The organism is Micromonospora sp. NPDC050417 (genome assembly GCF_044458865.1).
Taxonomy (GTDB): domain Bacteria; phylum Actinomycetota; class Actinomycetes; order Mycobacteriales; family Micromonosporaceae; genus Micromonospora_G.
Genome location: NZ_JBITIH010000021.1, coordinates 1 through 17,227, shown reverse-complemented (window position 1 = coordinate 17,227; position 17,227 = coordinate 1). Strand labels below are relative to the sequence as shown.

Annotated in this window: 14 protein-coding genes and 1 tRNA gene; 6 read left to right on the top strand and 9 right to left on the bottom strand. The window is 69.5% G+C overall.

Annotation, left to right across the window (positions count from 1 at the left end):
• Nucleotides 1-664: 664 nt before the first annotated feature.
• Nucleotides 665-740: transfer RNA gene (locus ACIBF5_RS24780), tRNA-Arg, on the top strand.
• A 52-nt stretch (nucleotides 741-792) separates the two neighbouring features.
• Here the strand turns inward: ACIBF5_RS24780 and ACIBF5_RS24775 are convergent.
• From ACIBF5_RS24775 to ACIBF5_RS24745, 7 genes are all read right to left on the bottom strand, one after another.
• Nucleotides 793-1,401 (bottom strand): NUDIX hydrolase, encoded by a 609-nt coding sequence (locus ACIBF5_RS24775; RefSeq protein ID WP_396815263.1) that lies wholly within the window; start codon nucleotides 1,399-1,401, stop codon nucleotides 793-795.
• 27 nt (nucleotides 1,402-1,428) lie between these two features.
• Nucleotides 1,429-2,259: an FkbM family methyltransferase gene (locus ACIBF5_RS24770; protein ID WP_396815262.1), complete on the bottom strand. Its 831-nt coding sequence runs from the start codon at nucleotides 2,257-2,259 to the stop codon at nucleotides 1,429-1,431.
• 146 nt (nucleotides 2,260-2,405) lie between these two features.
• Entirely contained in the window at nucleotides 2,406-2,711 is a 306-nt protein-coding gene (locus ACIBF5_RS24765; protein ID WP_396815261.1) for a hypothetical protein, read from the bottom strand.
• Nucleotides 2,712-2,817: 106 nt separating this feature from the next.
• On the bottom strand, nucleotides 2,818-3,306 hold the full coding sequence (locus ACIBF5_RS24760; RefSeq protein ID WP_396815260.1) for a MarR family winged helix-turn-helix transcriptional regulator: 489 nt from the start codon (nucleotides 3,304-3,306) through the stop codon (nucleotides 2,818-2,820).
• A 141-nt stretch (nucleotides 3,307-3,447) separates the two neighbouring features.
• Nucleotides 3,448-3,966 carry a hypothetical protein gene (locus ACIBF5_RS24755; protein ID WP_396815259.1) on the bottom strand — a complete coding sequence of 173 codons (519 nt, stop codon included), beginning with the start codon at nucleotides 3,964-3,966 and terminating at the stop codon, nucleotides 3,448-3,450.
• A gap of 228 nt (nucleotides 3,967-4,194) precedes the next feature.
• On the bottom strand, nucleotides 4,195-4,836 hold the full coding sequence (locus ACIBF5_RS24750) for a DUF305 domain-containing protein (RefSeq protein WP_396815258.1): 642 nt from the start codon (nucleotides 4,834-4,836) through the stop codon (nucleotides 4,195-4,197).
• 356 nt (nucleotides 4,837-5,192) lie between these two features.
• Nucleotides 5,193-7,136: a sigma-70 family RNA polymerase sigma factor gene (locus ACIBF5_RS24745; RefSeq protein ID WP_396815257.1), complete on the bottom strand. Its 1,944-nt coding sequence runs from the start codon at nucleotides 7,134-7,136 to the stop codon at nucleotides 5,193-5,195.
• A gap of 464 nt (nucleotides 7,137-7,600) precedes the next feature.
• On the opposite strand from ACIBF5_RS24745, the gene glgX reads away from it, so the two are divergent.
• From glgX to treZ, 3 genes are read left to right on the top strand one after another with little or no spacing between them, the layout of a single operon-like run.
• Entirely contained in the window at nucleotides 7,601-9,718 is a 2,118-nt protein-coding gene (gene glgX, locus ACIBF5_RS24740; protein ID WP_396815256.1) for a glycogen debranching protein GlgX, read from the top strand.
• Nucleotide 9,719: 1 nt separating this feature from the next.
• Complete coding sequence (treY, locus tag ACIBF5_RS24735; protein WP_396815255.1) at nucleotides 9,720-12,056, top strand: malto-oligosyltrehalose synthase; 2,337 nt, start codon at nucleotides 9,720-9,722, stop codon at nucleotides 12,054-12,056.
• Nucleotides 12,053-13,786 carry a malto-oligosyltrehalose trehalohydrolase gene (gene treZ / locus ACIBF5_RS24730; RefSeq protein ID WP_396815254.1) on the top strand — a complete coding sequence of 578 codons (1,734 nt, stop codon included), beginning with the start codon at nucleotides 12,053-12,055 and terminating at the stop codon, nucleotides 13,784-13,786. The genes treY and treZ overlap by 4 nt, the downstream gene beginning before the upstream one ends.
• 108 nt (nucleotides 13,787-13,894) lie before the next feature.
• Here the strand turns inward: treZ and ACIBF5_RS24725 are convergent, their stop codons facing one another.
• Nucleotides 13,895-14,521 (bottom strand): hypothetical protein, encoded by a 627-nt coding sequence (locus tag ACIBF5_RS24725; protein WP_396815253.1) that lies wholly within the window; start codon nucleotides 14,519-14,521, stop codon nucleotides 13,895-13,897.
• 412 nt (nucleotides 14,522-14,933) lie between these two features.
• Nucleotides 14,934-15,587, bottom strand: a complete 654-nt coding sequence (locus ACIBF5_RS24720) for a TetR/AcrR family transcriptional regulator (protein WP_396815252.1) — start codon at nucleotides 15,585-15,587, stop codon at nucleotides 14,934-14,936.
• A 98-nt stretch (nucleotides 15,588-15,685) separates the two neighbouring features.
• Between ACIBF5_RS24720 and ACIBF5_RS24715 the strand changes: the two genes are divergently transcribed.
• Nucleotides 15,686-16,351 (top strand): lysophospholipid acyltransferase family protein, encoded by a 666-nt coding sequence (locus ACIBF5_RS24715; RefSeq protein WP_396815251.1) that lies wholly within the window; start codon nucleotides 15,686-15,688, stop codon nucleotides 16,349-16,351.
• Nucleotides 16,352-16,364: 13 nt separating this feature from the next.
• Nucleotides 16,365-17,063, top strand: coding sequence for an alpha/beta fold hydrolase (locus tag ACIBF5_RS24710; RefSeq protein WP_396815250.1), 699 nt, complete (start codon nucleotides 16,365-16,367; stop codon nucleotides 17,061-17,063).
• The last annotated feature ends 164 nt before the right edge of the window (nucleotides 17,064-17,227 follow it).

The following is a 17,227-nucleotide window of genomic DNA, read 5'->3' as shown; positions in this document are numbered from 1 at the left end:
GGACCGTGCGTCGGGCCGGACCGGAGGTCAGTCCGGTGGGGGCCGCCGGGTGGAACGGCAGCCACATCCCCTGCCGCCACACCAGCAGGTCCCGGCTGAGCGGGTGCGGGTCACCGGCGAAGAAGACCCGGTCCACCGCGCGACGCGCCTTCTCCCGTCCCGGACGTGACTGCGACCCAGTGACGATCACCACGTCCCGGGCCGGAACGCCGATGACCAGTTCGCCGGGGACCGACTGCTGCAGGTCGTCCCAGAACTCGTCGACCAGCAGCACGCTGGACTCCAGGCCGTCGAAGGAGAGCAGCAGGGCCGGTGGCTGGCCGGAGATCCGCAGCCGGTTCATCGCGATGTCCAGGTTCTCCATCGCGGTTCGCCGCAGCGCCCGCCGACCAACTCCGCTGCGGTCCAGGTCCGCCCAGGTCACCAGGCGCTCACCGTACGGTGGGCCGAACGAGTACGCGATACCGATGTCGTCGGAGAACTCGTCCAGCACGTGGTCCTCGCCGAACTGCTCGTCGATGGTCGACACCAGCAGCGGCAAAAACTCAGTGCTCGTCACCCGCACCCGTGAAAACCTAGTATGTGCTGGCCGGGCCGGCGACCCCCGTCCAGCCGAATGGTCTGCCCGGCGGCGCGGGTACCCTACTCCCGCGTACCACAGCACGCGCTCGTAGCTCAGCGGATAGAGCAGGGGACTTCTAATCCCAAGGTCGCAGGTTCGATCCCTGCCGGGCGCACCACCTCTCAAGAGGAAAAACGCCCTCCCGGACATAGACCGGGAGGGCGTTACTTTTAGTTAGGGGACGGGCTGGGGGCAAAATCAGGCGCCGGGGTGTGCGGAGGCAGCGCCTGGGCCACGACCGCGAGGCGGGCTCCCAGGTGGTCCAGCTTCGCCCGGAGCGGCGCTGATGCGATCGGCATCCAGGCTGCCGCGCCGACCTCGTCGGTCTGGAGCGTCAACTCCGGCGGGTCGGTCACGGTGAACGCGTAACAGAGATCGAAGTGCCAGTGCCGGGGTTCGTCCCGCCCCGGGTTGGCGGGGATCGGGTGGATGTCGATGTCCACCGGCCGCCGGTCCAGGGGCACCAGGACGTCGGCGGTCAGACCGGTCTCCTCCTCGACCTCGCGCAGGGCGGCGCCGAGCAGGCTGGTGTCGGTCGGCTCCAGATGCCCTCCGGGCGGGAGCCAGCGGTCGAGCACGTTGTGGTGGATGTGCAGGGCCTGCCCGGAGGGGTCGAGCAGGAGGGCCGAGCAGGTGAGGTGACCGGTGAAGGTCGAGCGGGAGGTGATCGCCGCCCGCTGCGCGACAGCGGCGAGCAGCGGGGCGAGGCGGTCGTGCTCGGTGCCGTACCGGTCGAGGTAGTCCCCGACCGTAGCGGCGATCTCGTCCATGTCGATCATCGGCGTCTCCTCGGTTGCGACCACCGGTTACCGGGACCGGAGCACCACATCCTTGCTGAGACCGGCCCATCCGGTCGCACGGGCACGGGCGAGTACGTCCCGCAGCCGGGGCGCGTCGACGGGGTGCTCGACGCCGTCCCGGATCACGCTGACGGCGAAGCGGTCACAGAGATAGTCCACCAGTTCCTCGTCCGCGTGCATGACCTCACAGATGCCGGCAACCTGCCGACCGTGCAGCAGACCGGCCATCCCTTCGAGGGCCTCCAGTTCGTGCCCCTCGACGTCGATTTTGAACAGCAACGAGTCGTCAGGCGCGAGGGTGACCCGCTCGTCCAGCCGGAAGCAGTCGACCGAGACTCCCCGGTCGCTGCGCAGCCGCAGGGAGGAGACCCCGGAGTGCGTGTGGAAGTTCAGGCGGGCGACGCCGGTGGTGTCGCTGGCCGCACCCTCGTGCAGCACGATGCCCGGATAGTCGCTGCCGCTGTGCCGGAGCGTCTCGCGCAGCATCCGGATCACCACGGGATTCGGTTCCACCAGGTGGAGTGCGCGCAGCCCTTCGTGGTAGCGGGTGGAGAAGGCCACCTCGCCGTAGTTCGCACCGATGTCCAGGGCGACGGTCGGGCGTAGCTCACCGGCGAGGCGGCGCCAGGTGGCGACGGCGCTCCGGTCGAGGTTGCCGTGGTACATCGCCAGCAGCACGCCCCGGATGTCGGCGGGATCCGCGTGCATACGGACACCGATCTCGTTGCGGAAGGCCCCGGAGCGGGCGCGCAGTGCGGTGCGTTGGGCCACGATCCGGACCCGTTGACCGCCTGACTTGTGGAACGCCTGTCGAAGTACCGAACGGAAGGTTGCCAACCGAGCCTCCCCTGCTCACGCGCCTGCACCTCACGTACGGGCACGGAGTGCGGCGTCCTCACCGCAACGAGGCAGGTGGGCAGGAGGTGACGCCCGGTGGGGTGGACGGCGGGGTGGACGTTTCGGTGGACCTCGATCTGGGCCGTTCAGTCGAGCGGGTTCGGCGGGTCGAGCGGGTTCGGCGGGTCGAGCGGGTTCGGCGGGTTGACCGGCCCGAGCAGGCCGGTCGAGGGGCCGCCCCGGCGGCGTTCGGCTCGCCTGGCCCGCTGCTCGGCGCTGAACCGTTTGCGCTCGGCAAGGTCGCGCCGCCACCCTTCGCGCGCTTCGGCGCTGGTGCCCTGGAGCGCGTTCTCGACCGTCGGCGGCCCGAGGATCTTGAACAGGACGTCGAACATCCGGTCCCGGCCGGTGAGCCGGGACAGGAACGACCGCTTCGGCTTCGACGCGTCCATGTCGATCCCGTCCTCTCGTCGACCAACCGCTTGGCGTACCAATAGTTTGTACACCAAGTATTGGTCCGGCAAGGGGTCGGGGTCACCTTTCCCGACCTCCCCGGAATCAGCCCTGGGACACGCCGCCGGCACCGGCAACACGGGTGGCGGTGATCAGCCGGGTGAGCGACGCGTGCAGGTGGAGCAACTCGTCGAGGTCCATACCGAGACGCTCGATCACCGCCGCCGGGATCTTCTCCGCCTGCGCCCGCAGTGCCCGACCGGAATCGGTCAGCACCACGGCGAGCGTCCGCTCGTCCTGCGCGTCCCGCTCTCGCCGGATCAGGCCGTTCACCTCCAGCCGCTTCAGCAGCGGCGAGAGCGTGCCCGGATCAAGTTGCAGCAACTGGCTGAGGGCCTTCACCGAGAGCGGCGTCGACTGCCACAGCGCCAGCATCACCAGGTACTGCGGATGGGTCAGCCCCATCGGTTCGAGCAGCGGCCGGTAGAGCGCCACCACGTTGCGCGAGGCGACCGAGAGGGCGAAACACACCTGCCGTTCCAGCGCGAGCGGATCGACCGCGAGCGGGTCTCCCCCGCTCCCCTCGTCGCCCATCACAGCTCCCCCGCTCACTCACCGGCGCCTCACCCGGGCGGACACACCGGGACGAAGGCTACTCGCGGGCGTCCTAGCCACCCGGCAAGACCGCTGACCGGGTACGACACCCGGCCAGCGGTCTCACGTACGCACCTGCGGTCAGGCCGGGAAACCGTAACGGGCCGCGTGCTCGGGGTCGGCCGGGTCGATCTGCCGGATACCCTCGTCGGCGAGCCGCTTGTTGATCTCGTCCAGGTTGTCCCGGACGAGTTGCGCCTCCTCCTCGGTGGTCTTGCCCCGGTGCGGCTTGCCCGCGTGTTCGAGCGTGGCGTAGTCGACCCGCTCGGCGGTGACCCGCTTGGCCGTCTTCGACGGCTTGATCCGCTCCGCGGTCTTGAGCAGTTGGGCCATCGGCACGTCGGTGGCGAGCGCGTCGAACTCGCTGGCGGTGAGCACCACCCGGCGCGGTTCACCGCCGCCGTGGCTGTCGTAGATCTCCACGACCGCGACGTCAAGCGACGCGTCGTCGATGCTCTCCACCTCGACCGGCCTGGCCTCCAACTGCACCGGTCCAGCCACCAGGTCCGGGTGTTCCAGGACGACGACGCGCACGATCTCGTCGTCCGCCTGGAGGACCTTGCCGCTGAAATCGGAGATGTGAACGGTCTTTCTACCCATGCGGGAAACTTCTCCTGTCGGACGGTACTGCCAGGGCCAGGGAACGAAGTTACCCGACAGGTGTGCGAACAACTTGCTAGGGCCGGCCTCCGCGCCCCCGGTGTGTCGCACCGTCGCCCACCCCTGCGGCGTACCGGCGAGGGACCACGATCGCACCGGGCAGTTTCCGCGCTGACCAGGCTCTTCTTACCCCACGTCTGGCGTCCCGGCCCGGCCCCGTGCCGGGACTCACTCCTGTACGGAGTCGGCGCCCGGCACGGCGTCGAGCAGCACAAGCTCCTCGTTGCGCGAACGCTCCAGCCCGGCGGCGAGGGCCTTGGTCCGGTCACTGCCGCCGGACTCCTGCTCCGACCGGGCCACCACCGCGCTCTGGGCCAGGTGTTCCCGGATCAGGGTGACCACGCGGGGGCCGAACTCGGCGGCTGGCGCGGCCCGGACATCGGCGACCCGAAGCTCGGTGATCATGCCGGGCATCTGGTGCCCCTCGTGGATGTTCTCCTCGGTCACGTCCCCGGCGGCCAGCAACGACCGCAGCTCGGCCAGTTCCGCCCGGTGGGTCGAGGTGAGCCGGCCGGCCAGTTCCCGTAGCGCCGGTGTCGTGGCCGCGCTGGAATCGAGGTACGAGAAGAAGGCCAGCGCCTGGTCGTTCATCGGGATCATCAGTTGGATGAAGGCCAGGTCCGTGCCGCTCAGCACCACCGGTACGGCGGCTGCGGGCGACGCCGAGTGGTCCGCCTTCGCCCGGGACGTCCCACGGCCCCAGCCCTGCACCAACGCCACCGCCAACGCGGTCACGACCAGGATCGTGAGCGCCCCGAACAGACGCCCGTGACCGGCACCGTCGCCGGTCGCGCCACCCCGCCCGGTCATGCCCGACACCCGGCCGTCCCGGCCCGATCCCCGATCTGGTGGACGCTCGGCGAGGCAGTTGTCACGGACAGGAAACCGAGGGCAGGTCGGGTGGTCATAGCGGGGCACGCACCTTTCTCTCTCCGCGCAGAGAATACGTGAATGACACCCGCGTCCTCGACTCGGATCCCTTATCTTTCACTTAACTCCGGCACCGGTTCCAACCCTGTTCCGACCCGTTCCGGGGCCCCTGTTCCGCGAACCCGGACGCGAATCCCGGAAACGGACGAGCCACGACGGAAAAGGCACTTCCGCCGTGGCTCGACAATCCGCGAACAGCTATGGTCCGATGCGTCGCACCAACCAGCCCGCCACTCTCAACCGGCAGCCTGGAAGGCCCGGCCGATCGCGGTCGCCTCGGTGCCCGTACGGAACAGTCCGGACTGGTCCCGGTCTGTCGCGGGCAGCCCGAACCAGGCGTACCGGTGCACGAAGGAAAGTCCGCCGAGCATCTTCGTGGCAGCGGTGAGAAATGCCGCCTGCTGCGCCTGGGTCGGGAAACGCTGGGCGCCGTCGGCAAAGTTCATCAGGGCGAACTCGGTCAGCCAGATCGGCACCTTGTAACGGTTGTAGACAGCCTGGATGTACTGCTTCAACTGGTTGACCGCGTTGGTGGTGTTGAAGTCGCCGCCGTACCAGTGCAGGGTGATGAAGTCGACCCGCAGACCGCGTGACTTCGCCCCGGACATGAACCGGTCCAGCCAGCCACCCGCATCGGCACCTCCCCAGGCGACCGCCGGGCTGCCCAGCGTGCTGCCGGTGGCGACGAGCTGCGGCCAGAGGTCCAGCGCCTGCTCCGGCGTCATGTTCGACTGCTCCCGCAGGTCCGGCTCGTTGAAGCCGAGCAGGTACGGTCCGGCCGCCTTGGCGCGGGCGAGTTCAGCGGCGGTGACGCTCTTCGAACCCCAGATCATCGGTACGAAGGTGGCCCCGCTCGGGGTGTTGATGCCGGAGTGCTGGGTGCTCCAGGTGTAGTACCAACTCGCCTTCGAGTTGGCCAGCGCCTGACTCACGCCGTTGAACTCCCAGACGCCGACGCCCTTCTTCGCCGAGGTGACCGCCGGTCCGACAGCCGGCGCCCGGCTGCTCGGCTTGGCGCTCGGCGTCGCCTTCACCGAGGGGCTCGGCGAGGCCGACGGCGTGGGCGTGGGGGTGGCGGACGGGGACGCTTCGGCAGGCGCGAGCGCGGCGTCCACCGGCGGCGGCGCGGCGACGGGAGGCGGCGTCGGGCTGGTCAACTTGGTCACCACCAGTGCCCCGGCCACCAGCGTGGCCACTGCGGCGGCGGCGGTGAACGGGATCAGCACCTTCTTGGCGCCACCGGTGAACAGGTTGCCCCACCAGCCCGCCCCGTCCGGGGGCGCCACCTCCGGGCCGGGGGTCCAGGGCGTACCACCGGCCGGGGCGGTGGCCTGGTGGGCGGCGGTGGCGGCGTGCGACGGGGCCGCGCCCGCGTACGCGACTGCGGAGATCTGGTCGCCGAAGCTCGCCGGCACCGGGAGCAGCGGGAGCCCGGCGAGGAGCCGGTCGATCGGGAGGAAGTCCTCGCGGTAGCGTCCGCAGAACATGCAGTCCCGTACGTGCCGGGCCAGGCGCTTGCGCCACAACGGGGTCGGCGTGCCGTTCCAGCTCGCGGTCATGTTCCGCAGATCCGGGCAGCTCGGTCGGCCGCGCAGTGCGCGAACGACCGTACGGGCGGTCTGGATCTGCTCCTTCATCCGGTGGATCCGTACCGCCGCGTGGCTGACGCTGAGGCCGAGCGCGGCGGCCAGGTCGGCGCGACCGAGTTCACCGGTCTCCTCCAGCCACCACAGGGCGAGGAGTTCCTGGTCGTCCGGGTCGAGCCAACGGGTCGCCTCGGCGACCTCGCGGCGTTGGTCGGTGAGGCCGAGCCGGAGGATCGTCACCTCGGCGAAGTCACCCGCCGGGTCGGGCACCTCGTGGATCGCGTCGATCCCGGCGTCGCGGATCAACGCGGTACGGCGGTGCTGTTCCCAGTCGCGGATCTGCCGGATGGTGATCGCCACCAGCCAGGGCCGGAACGCCCCGGGGTCGCGCAGGTCGGTCAGGTGACGGACGACCCGTACCAGGGTCTCCTGGACCACGTCGTCGACGTCGGCATGCCCGCGCAGCGCCCGGCCGACGATGTTGTAGACGAGTGGGAGGGAGTTCGCCACCAGGTCGTCGAGCGCGTGCTGGTTGCCCCGCTGGGCCGCGATGACCATCCCGGTATCGGGTACGCCCCGACCGGCTGAGGACATGGCGTCTCACTCCCCTTCGATTTCTCTTGGCTCGTGCGGCATTTCGCCTGCTTACGGCAATTGCCCGAGTGTCAGGCGCCGAAGGCCGGATCTGTTCGGCCTCTCCCTGTCAGGAGACCGGCGGGCGTGCGGCGAATTACGGAAACCTCCACGACTTCACCGAAGACCGGAATCAGGCAGCTCAGCCGCGGGTCGTCCCGACATGGGTGGCGGGCCGGCCGGCCTGCCGGCGCAGGCTAGGCAGCCCTCGAACCCCCTGTCAACCCCCGCCTCCGCTCCGCACCGCGCGGCACCCAGCGGAGGTTAGGAAGGGGCCCTTCCTCTACAGAAGGCGATAACAAGGGGCCCTTCCTTACCCGGGGGTGGGGGTTGGGGGGTTGGTGGAAGTGGTGGGTGGGCAATTACCCGCGTGCGCGCCGGGCCGTCGCGGCCCGGGGACTTGGCGACCAGGGCGAAGGAGCACCATGCAGGTCTGGCCGGGGGAACGGTATCCGCTGGGGGCGACCTACGACGGCACCGGAACCAACTTCGCGATCTTCTCGGAGGTGGCCGAGTCGGTCGAACTCTGCCTCTTCGACGAGTGGGACCTCGGCGCCGAGCGTCGCGTCCCGCTGCCGGAGGTGGACGCGTACGTCTGGCACGCGTACCTGCCGGGGGTGCAGCCGGGACAGCGGTACGGCTTCCGGGTGCACGGGCCGTACGACCCGGCGTCCGGGGTGCGGTGCAATCCGCACAAGCTGCTGCTCGACCCGTACGCGAAGGCGGTCGACGGCGAGGTGGTCTGGGATCCGGCGGTCTACGACTACGACCTGGCCGACCCGGACCGGATGTCGGAGACCGACTCGGCGCCGTTCATGCCGAAGGCGGTGGTGGTCAACCCGTACTTCGACTGGGGCAACGACAGCCCGCCCCGGACGCCGTACCACCACTCGGTGATCTACGAGGCACACGTACGTGGGCTGACCCGGCGGCACCCGGAGATTCCGGAGGAACTGCGCGGAACGTACGCCGCCATCGCCCACCCGGCGATCATCGAGCACCTGACCCGGCTCGGTGTGACCGCGATCGAACTGATGCCGGTGCACGAGTTCGTCCACGACCACCGCCTGACCGATCTGGGGCTGCGCAACTACTGGGGGTACAACACCGTCGGCTTCTTCGCCCCGCACCACGGCTACTCGGCGCTGGGCCGGCTCGGCCAGCAGGTGCAGGAATTCCGGGCGATGGTGAAGGCGCTGCACGCGGCCGGCATCGAGGTCATCCTCGACGTGGTCTACAACCACACCGCCGAGGGCAACCACCTCGGCCCGACGCTCTCGTTCAAGGGTGTGGACAACCGCTCCTACTACCGACTCTCGGAGGAGGACCCCCGCTACTACGTCGACTACACCGGGACCGGCAACAGTCTGAACGTACGCAGCCCACACTCACTGCAACTGATCATGGATTCGCTCCGGTACTGGGTGCAGGAGATGCACGTCGACGGTTTCCGGTTCGACCTGGCCGCCACCCTGGCCCGGGAGTTCTACGACGTGGACCGCCTCTCCACCTTCTTCGAGGTGGTCCAGCAGGACCCGGTGGTCAGCCAGGTGAAGTTGATCGCCGAACCGTGGGACGTCGGCCCCGGCGGCTACCAGGTGGGCAACTTCCCGCCGGTCTGGACCGAGTGGAACGGCAAGTACCGGGACACCGTGCGCGACTTCTGGCGTGGTGAGCCCGCCACCCTGTCGGAGTTCGCCTCCCGCGTCTCCGGCTCCGCCGACCTCTACCAGGACGACGGGCGCCGCCCGTTCCACAGCATCAACTTCGTCACCTGCCACGACGGCTTCACCCTGGCCGACCTGGTCGCGTACAACGACAAGCACAACGAGGCCAACGGCGAGGAGAACCGCGACGGGGAGGGACACAACCGGTCCTGGAACTGCGGCGTGGAGGGGCCGACCGACGACCCGGCGGTGCTCGCCCTCCGGGCCCGGCAACGCCGCAACTTCCTCGCCACCCTGATGCTCTCCCAGGGCGTGCCGATGATCGGCCACGGCGACGAACTGGGCCGGACCCAGCGCGGCAACAACAACGCCTACTGCCAGGACAACGAGCTGGCCTGGGTGAATTGGGAGAACGTCGACGAGCAGCTCCTGGAGTTCGTCCGTACGCTGACCGCCTTCCGAGCCCGGCACCAGGTCTTCCACCGGCGCCGTTTCTTCACCGGCCTGCCGGTGCAGACCCGCTCCGCCGGCGCCCCCCTGCCCGACCTGGCCTGGTACACCCCGGACGGCCGGGAGATGACCGGCGAGGACTGGGGCAACGACTTCGGCCGTGCCGTCACGCTCTTCGTCAACGGCGACGGAATCCGGGAACGCGGCCAGTACGGGCAGCGGCACCGGGACCAGTCGTTCCTGCTGCTGTTCAACGCGCACGACGCGGCACTGGACTTCGCCCTGCCGGGCGAGGAGTTTGGTCAGAAGTGGGAACGCGTGATCAGCACCGCCGAACCCGACCCGGACGACCCGACGGTGATCGAGACCGGATCGACCGTACGGGTGTCGGACCGTTCGCTGGTGGCGCTGGAGAGGATGGTGTGACATGCCCACCGGTGCCCACCGACAGGTCACGGCGACCTACCGGGTGCAGGTCCGGCCCGGATTCGACCTCGACGCCGCCGCTGGCCTCACCGACTACCTGGCCCGTCTCGGCGTCACCCACCTCTACAGCGCGCCGCTGCTGACCGCCACTCCCGGCTCGGCGCACGGTTACGACGTGGTCGACCCGCGTGCGGTCAACCCGGAACTCGGCGGCGAGGCCGCCCGGCGGCGACTCGTCCAGGCGCTGCACGAGGCGGGGCTGGGCCTGGTCGTGGACATCGTGCCCAACCACGCCGGGGTCGCCGTGCCGGTGGCGAATCCGGCCTGGTGGGACGTGCTGCGCCGGGGTCGCTCGTCGCCGTACGCGCGCTGGTTCGACATCGACTGGTCGCGGCCCCGGCTGCTGCTCCCGGTCCTCGCCGACGACGCGGGCCGAGCCGGGGGGCCGGACGCCCCCGACGCCCTCGACGACCTCAAGATCGCCGACGGTGAGCTGCGCTACCACGAGCACCGGTACCCGATCGCCGACGGCACCGACGGCGGAAGCCCACGCGACGTGCACGACCGGCAGCACTACGAGCTGGTCTCGTGGCGGCGCGGCGACACCGAACTGGGCTACCGCCGCTTCTTCGCCGTCTCCGACCTGGCTGGCCTTCGGGTCGAGGACCCGGAGGTCTTCGACGCCACCCACGCCGAGGTGCTGCGCTGGGTGGCGGCCGGCGAGGTCGACGGCATCCGGGTCGACCACCCCGACGGGCTCCGCGACCCGGCCGGCTACCTGGCCCGGCTGCGGGCCGCGGCGCCGGAGACCTGGCTGGTGGTGGAGAAAATCCTGGAGTACGGCGAGGAGCTGCCGGACTGGCCGGTCGACGGCACCACCGGGTACGACGCTCTCGCCTCGGTCTGCGGACTCTTCGTCGACCCGGCGGCGGCCGGCGACTTCACCGTCCTCGACACCACCGTCACCGGCCGACCCACCTCCTGGCCCTCGCTGATCCACCACTGCAAGCGCACCGTCGTCACCCGGCTCTTCGCCGCCGAACTGAACCGGCTGGCCCGGCTGGTACCGGAGGTCGCACCGGAGTCCGCCCGCGCCGCGCTGGCCGAACTCGCCGCCTGCTTCCCGGTCTACCGGGGCTACCCGCCGCACGGGGCCCGACACCTGGCCATGGCCCGGTCGGAGGCGGGCCGACGACGGCCGGACCTGACCACCACCCTGGACACGGTCACCGCCCACCTCCGTGACCCCGACGACGAACTGGCCCAACGGTTTCCCCAGCTCACCGGGGCGGTGATGGCCAAGGGAGTGGAGGACACCGCCTACTACCGGTGGAACCGGTTCGTGGCGTGCAACGAGGTCGGCGGCAGCCCCGCCCGGTTCGGCGTACCACCGGCCGAGTTCCACCGCGCCACCGCCGCCCGCCACGAACGCCTGCCGGCCGGCATGACCACGCTCAGCACCCACGACACCAAACGCGGCGAGGATGTCCGTGCCCGACTGGCCGTACTCGCCGAACTTCCCGCCGACTGGGCGCGGCGGGTACGTGACTGGATGGCCCGCGTGCCGCTACCCGACCCGTCGCTTGCGCACCTGCTGTGGCAGACCGCCGTCGGCGCCTGGCCGATCGAGCGGGACCGGCTACACGCGTACGCGGAGAAGGCTGCCCGGGAGGCGGCGGCCTCGACCAGTTGGTCCGACCCGGACCCGAGGTTCGAACACGCCCTGCACCACCTGGTCGACCGCATGTACGACGACGAGACACTGCACGCCGAGATCACCGCCTTCGCCGACCGCCTCACCCGGCCCGGCTGGTCCAACTCGCTCGGCCAGAAGCTGGTGCAGCTCACCATGCCCGGGGTGCCGGACACCTACCAGGGCACCGAGCTGTGGGAGAACTCCCTGGTCGACCCGGACAACCGGCGTCCGGTCGACTTCGCCGTACGCAGGGAACTGCTGGACCGGCTCGACGCCGGCTGGCTGCCGCCGGTCGACGCCAGCGGGGCGGTGAAGCTGCTGGTGGTCTCCCGGACCCTGCGGCTACGCCGGGACCGGCCGGAACTCTTCACCGGCTACCACCCGGTGCCGGTGCACGGCCCGGCCGCCGAGCACGCGGTCGCCTTCGACCGGGGCGGCGTGCTGGCGGTGGCGACCCGGCTGCCGGTCGGCCTGGCCCGACGCGGCGGTTGGGGCCGCACCTGGCTGTCACCCTCCGTTAACAAGGTGACCGAGCTGTTCACCGGACGCGTCTACAGTGACGAACGGGTCCTCCTGGCCGAATTACTGGCCGACTACCCGGTGGCACTGCTCGTCCGAAGCAAGCCCGTGGAGGCATCATGACCGAGTTCACGGTCTGGGCACCGGAAGCGTCGCGGGTACGCCTACGCCTGGTGGGTACGGGCGACCACGAGATGGCGGCCGGCCCGGACGGCTGGTGGCGCCTCGACGTACGGGAGGCCGGTCCCGGCACCGACTACGCGTACCTGCTCGACGACGGGGACCGGGCGTTGCCCGACCCACGGTCGGCGTGGCAACCCGACGGGGTGCACGGACACAGCCGGGTCTACGACCATGGCGCGTACGCGTGGACCGACCAACGCTGGACCGGTCGGCAGCTTCCCGGTGGGGTCCTGTACGAGTTGCACGTCGGCACCTTCACCCCGGAGGGCACGTTCGACTCCGCTATCGCGCGGCTCGACCACCTGGTGGATCTCGGGGTCGACCTGATCGAACTGCTGCCGGTGAACGCCTTCAACGGCGAGCACAACTGGGGCTACGACGGGGTCTGCTGGTTCGCCCCGCACCACGGCTACGGCGGGCCGGACGGGCTGAAACGGCTGGTCGACGCGGCTCACGCACGTGGGCTGGGAGTGATCCTCGACGTCGTCTACAACCATTTCGGCCCCTCGGGGGCGTACGCACCGCTCTTCGGTCCGTACCTGGCGGAGACGAGCAACACCTGGGGGCGCTCGGTCAACCTGGACGGCCCCCACTCCGACGAGGTACGTCACTACATCGTCGACAGTGTGGTGATGTGGCTGCGTGACTACCACCTCGACGGGTTGCGGTTGGATGCCGTACACGCGCTCCGCGACCAGCGGGCGATCCCGCTGCTGGAGGAGTTGGCGACCGAGGTGGAGGCGCTCTCCACGCACGTTGGTCGGCCGTTGTCACTGATCGCCGAGTCGGACCTGAACGATCCACGTCTGATCACCCCTCGGGAGGCGGGCGGGTTCGGGCTGCACGCCCAGTGGAACGACGACGCCCACCACGCCCTGCACACTCTGCTCACCGGCGAGGAGCAGGGCTACTACGCGGACTTCGGTTCGTTGGAGTCGCTCGCCGACGTACTGGCCGGGGCGTTCTTCCACGCCGGTGGCTGGTCGAGCTTCCGGGGGCGTGGCCACGGCCGCCCGGTCGACCGGCACCGGGTGCCTGGTCACCGGTTCGTCGCGTACCTCCAGAACCACGATCAGATCGGCAACCGGGCCAGTGGCGACCGGCTTTCCGCGTCGCTCTCCCCGGGTCTACAGCGGGTCGGCGCGACCCTGCTGCTCACCGCGCCGTTCACACCGATGCTCTTCATGGGTGAGGAGTGGGGGGCGAGCACCCCGTGGCAGTTCTTCACGAGTCACCCGGAGCCGGAGCTGGCCGCCGCGGTCGCGACCGGTCGACGCCGTGAGTTCGCCGCGCACGGCTGGCCGGAGACGGAGGTGCCGGATCCGCAGGATCCGCAGACGTTCGTCCGTTCCCGGCTCGACTGGGCCGAGTTGGAGAAGCCTGAACACCGCGACATGCTGGACTTCTACCGTCGGCTTATTAAGCTGCGTCGCAGCCACCCGGATCTCTCCGACCCTCGACTGGACCGGATCGGGGTGCGTTACGGGAACCAGTTCCTGGCGGTCCGTCGGGGCAACTGTGTGGTGGCGGCGAACCTGGCCGGCAAACCGCAGCGGATCGACCTGGCCAGTGTCGTACGCACCGTGCTGTTGGCGACCGGCCCGGGGGCTAGCGTGACCCGTAGCGGGGTCGAGTTGCCGGCGGAGTCCGCCGTCATCGTCGCGGTCTAAAGCTTCACTTCTTTTGGGTACGCGAATTCTGGGTACGCGAAGAGCCGGGCCCCGTTTTCGGGGCCCGGCTCTTGTTCGCTGTGCTGGTGGTGTCGTTGTGCTGGTTGCTTACTTGGTCCAGACGTCCTGGACGATGTGGGCGGCCTGGTTCTCCCACTGCGCGTACGCGTCCGGGAACGCCGACACCTGAACCTTCTGCGCCGCCACCGTCAACGGCAGGTCCTGCCAACCATCCACCTGCTTCAGATTGCTCAGAAACGCCGTCGCCGCGTACGTCGGATCCGTGATCTGAGCCGGAGTACCCCAACCAGACGACGGACGCTGCTGGAACAGACCCAGGGAGTCGTGGTCGTTCATGTCACCCAGATGACCCAGGTTCTCCAACTTCGACTCCTGCATCGACGTAGCGACCGCGATCACCGCACCACGCTCACCCATACCCAGCTTCTTGGCGGTATCAGTGATCGCCTTGGCGTTATCGAGCTGCTCCTTCGACAGGCTGATCTGCGACTGCGCACCCTGCGTGCCATGCGGGACGAGCTTGTCCATGCCCGGCTTGGCGGCAGTCTCCTGCGCGACGGTGGTCATCGCCGGTGCAGTGTGCCCGGCCGGGGCCGCGAACGCGTGCGACGCGGGACCGGCGACAGCACCACCGATGAAGGCGAGGCTGGCGACACCCAGAGCGGTCTTACGGACGAACGAAGTCTTGGTAACAGCGGTGAAAGTCGTCTTCACGATGGTTCACCTTCCAATCGGGGGCTCTCCCAGCACGCACACAAGGGGGTACAGGTGCCGTGCTCGGAGGAAGAAGAAGTACGAGGCCACAGGCTTCACGAGGCGGGGGACGCCTCGGCGCTGCTCCGGTCGTACGCGATGTATAACGACGCCACCCCCGCCAACATTCCGCCGATCATGGCCCCGAGCATGTTGATCAAGCCTAAAAACCTCGCAAACCGGACGCCAGGCGCAGAGAGATTGAGCCCCTGCAAGCAAGCAAGCTGATACGTCCGAATCAGCCCCTCATGTGCCGGGGGCACCTCGTTACCTCGGTGAGCGCGGGGTCGGGTTCCGACCCATAACCCACGCGCGGCGCGGGGCGCGGCGGGCCATCGGCTACGGCACCGCTACCCGAGGCTGGCCGGTGATATCAGCCGGCCGAGGCGGAGGCCACCTCGGTACGGGAAGCCGGCACGGGCGGCTGCGCCTCACCGAGCAGGCGTTCCATTGCCCTGCGAGTACGGGCCAGCGCCCCACGGTCGCGGCGCAGCCGCAGCCCATGGTTCAGCGCCAGCATCTGACCAACCAGCTCGAACACCACCTGGTCCGGGTCGGTCCCGGTGGGCAGGTCCCCGTCGGCGACAGCAAGAGACACGTGCAGGCGCAGGTCGCGTTCCCAGAGTCCGACGAGTCCGGCGACGGCGTCGCGTACCGGGCCGTCGCGGTCGTCGAACTCGCTGGCGGCGGCGGTGAAGAAGCAGCCACCGGGAAAAACCTCACGCTCCACGTGCGACACCCACGCCGCGCACATGGCGCGGAGGCGGGGCAGCCCGGGTGTGACGCCGTCCGTGTCACTGGAGGTTTCGCGGAAGAAGATCTCGGCTGCGGTGTCGACGACCGCCAACTGGAGGGCTTCCTTCGAACCGAAGTGGCCCAGCAGCCCGGACTTGCTCAACCCCAGATCGGTGGCGAGCCGGCCGATGGTGAGTCCTTCGAGACCTTCGACCGAGGCGACCTCGACGCCTCGCGCCAGGATCGCGGCACGGGTCTGACCGGCTTCGGCGCTGGAACGGCGAGGGCTCACGGCGCTCACTATAGCTAGCACCGACGTATTTAGCGTACGACCGTTCGGTCGCTATAGTCCGTGACATCTCACCGACCCGAGCCCCCGAGGGAGCCCCCGTGCTCTACCTGATCGTCAGAGCGCTGCTGATTCCGCTGGTCCGACTCATCTACCGCCCCGTCATCGAGGGCCGGTCGAACGTACCAATGCGGGGCGCGGTGATCCTGGCGAGCAACCACCTGTCGTTCTTCGACAGCATCGTCATCCCCCTGATGTCGCCACGACGCGTGGTCTTCCTGACCAAGGCGGAGTACTTCCAGGGCCGTGGCCTACGGGGACGGTTGGTGCGGTGGTTCTTCACCGCGATCGGCTCGGTGCCGGTGCAACGCGGAGCCAACCGCGCGGCGCAGGCATCCCTCGACGCGGCACTGGAGGTGCTGACCACCGGTGACGCCTTCGGCATCTACCCCGAGGGAACGCGCTCGCTCGACGGGCGGCTCTACCGGGGCCGGACCGGTGTCGGATGGTTGGCGTTGACCGCACGCGTACCGGTGGTGCCGGTGGCGCTCGAAGGCACCGACCGCATCCAACCCGTCGGCAACCGGCTGCCGAGAATCAGCCGGGTGACCATCCGGTTCGGCACCCCGCTGCACTTCGGCCCCGAGTACGGCGAAGCAACCTCGGCCACCGACCGGCGCCGGGCAACCGACGAGATCGTACGGGCGATCGGCGCCCTCTCCGGTCAGGAGTACGCCGCCAGCTACAACGAACCGGCGAAGGTGTAGCTAACCTGCGAACGTGGGCAACCAACAACTGCTTGACGTCAATGGACTACGACTGGGTTACCGGACCTCGGGAGAGCCTGACGCACCGGCGATGGTGCTGCTGCACGGCGGTGGTGGTGACGGGTCGACCTGGGACGCCATGCTCACCGAGTTCGCCGACCGGTGGCGGGTCCACGCCCTCGACCTTCGCGGACACGGGCGCAGCGACCGGCCGGGCCACTACTCGGTCGAACTCATGCGGGACGACCTGGTCGGATTCCTCGACGGGCTGGGGCTGGATCGGGTCACGCTGATCGGGCACTCGCTCGGCGGGGTGGTCGCGTACCTCTTCGCGGCGGCGTACCCGGATCGGGTCCAGGCGTTGGTGCTGGAGGAGACACCGCCTCCGGTCCCCCTCGGCCTGAACGTTCCGCAGCGCCCGGACGGGCCACTCCCCTACGACTGGGCCGTACGCCCTGCGGTCATCCGGCAGCTCAACGCGGCAGATCCGAGCTGGCGGGAGGAGCTGCCGCGAATCACCGCGCCGACCCTGGTCATCGCCGGTGGGTCAGCCAGTCACCTGCCGCAGGATCAGATCGCGGACATGGCCGCCCGCCTGCCGGCTGGTCGTTTGGTCACCATCCCAGCCGGACACCAGGTCCATGCCAACCGACCGGCTGAGTTCGTCGCCAAGGTCCGCGCCTTTCTGGGTACGGACAACCGCATCAACTGACGTCCGAGTACGCGAAGAGCCGGGCCCCGTTTCCGGGGCCCGGCTCTTGTTCGCTGTGCTGGTGGTGTCGTTGTGCTGGTTGCTTACTTGGTCCAGACGTCCTGGACGATGTGGGCGGCCTGGTTCTCCCACTGCGCGTACGCGTCCGGGAACGCCGACACCTG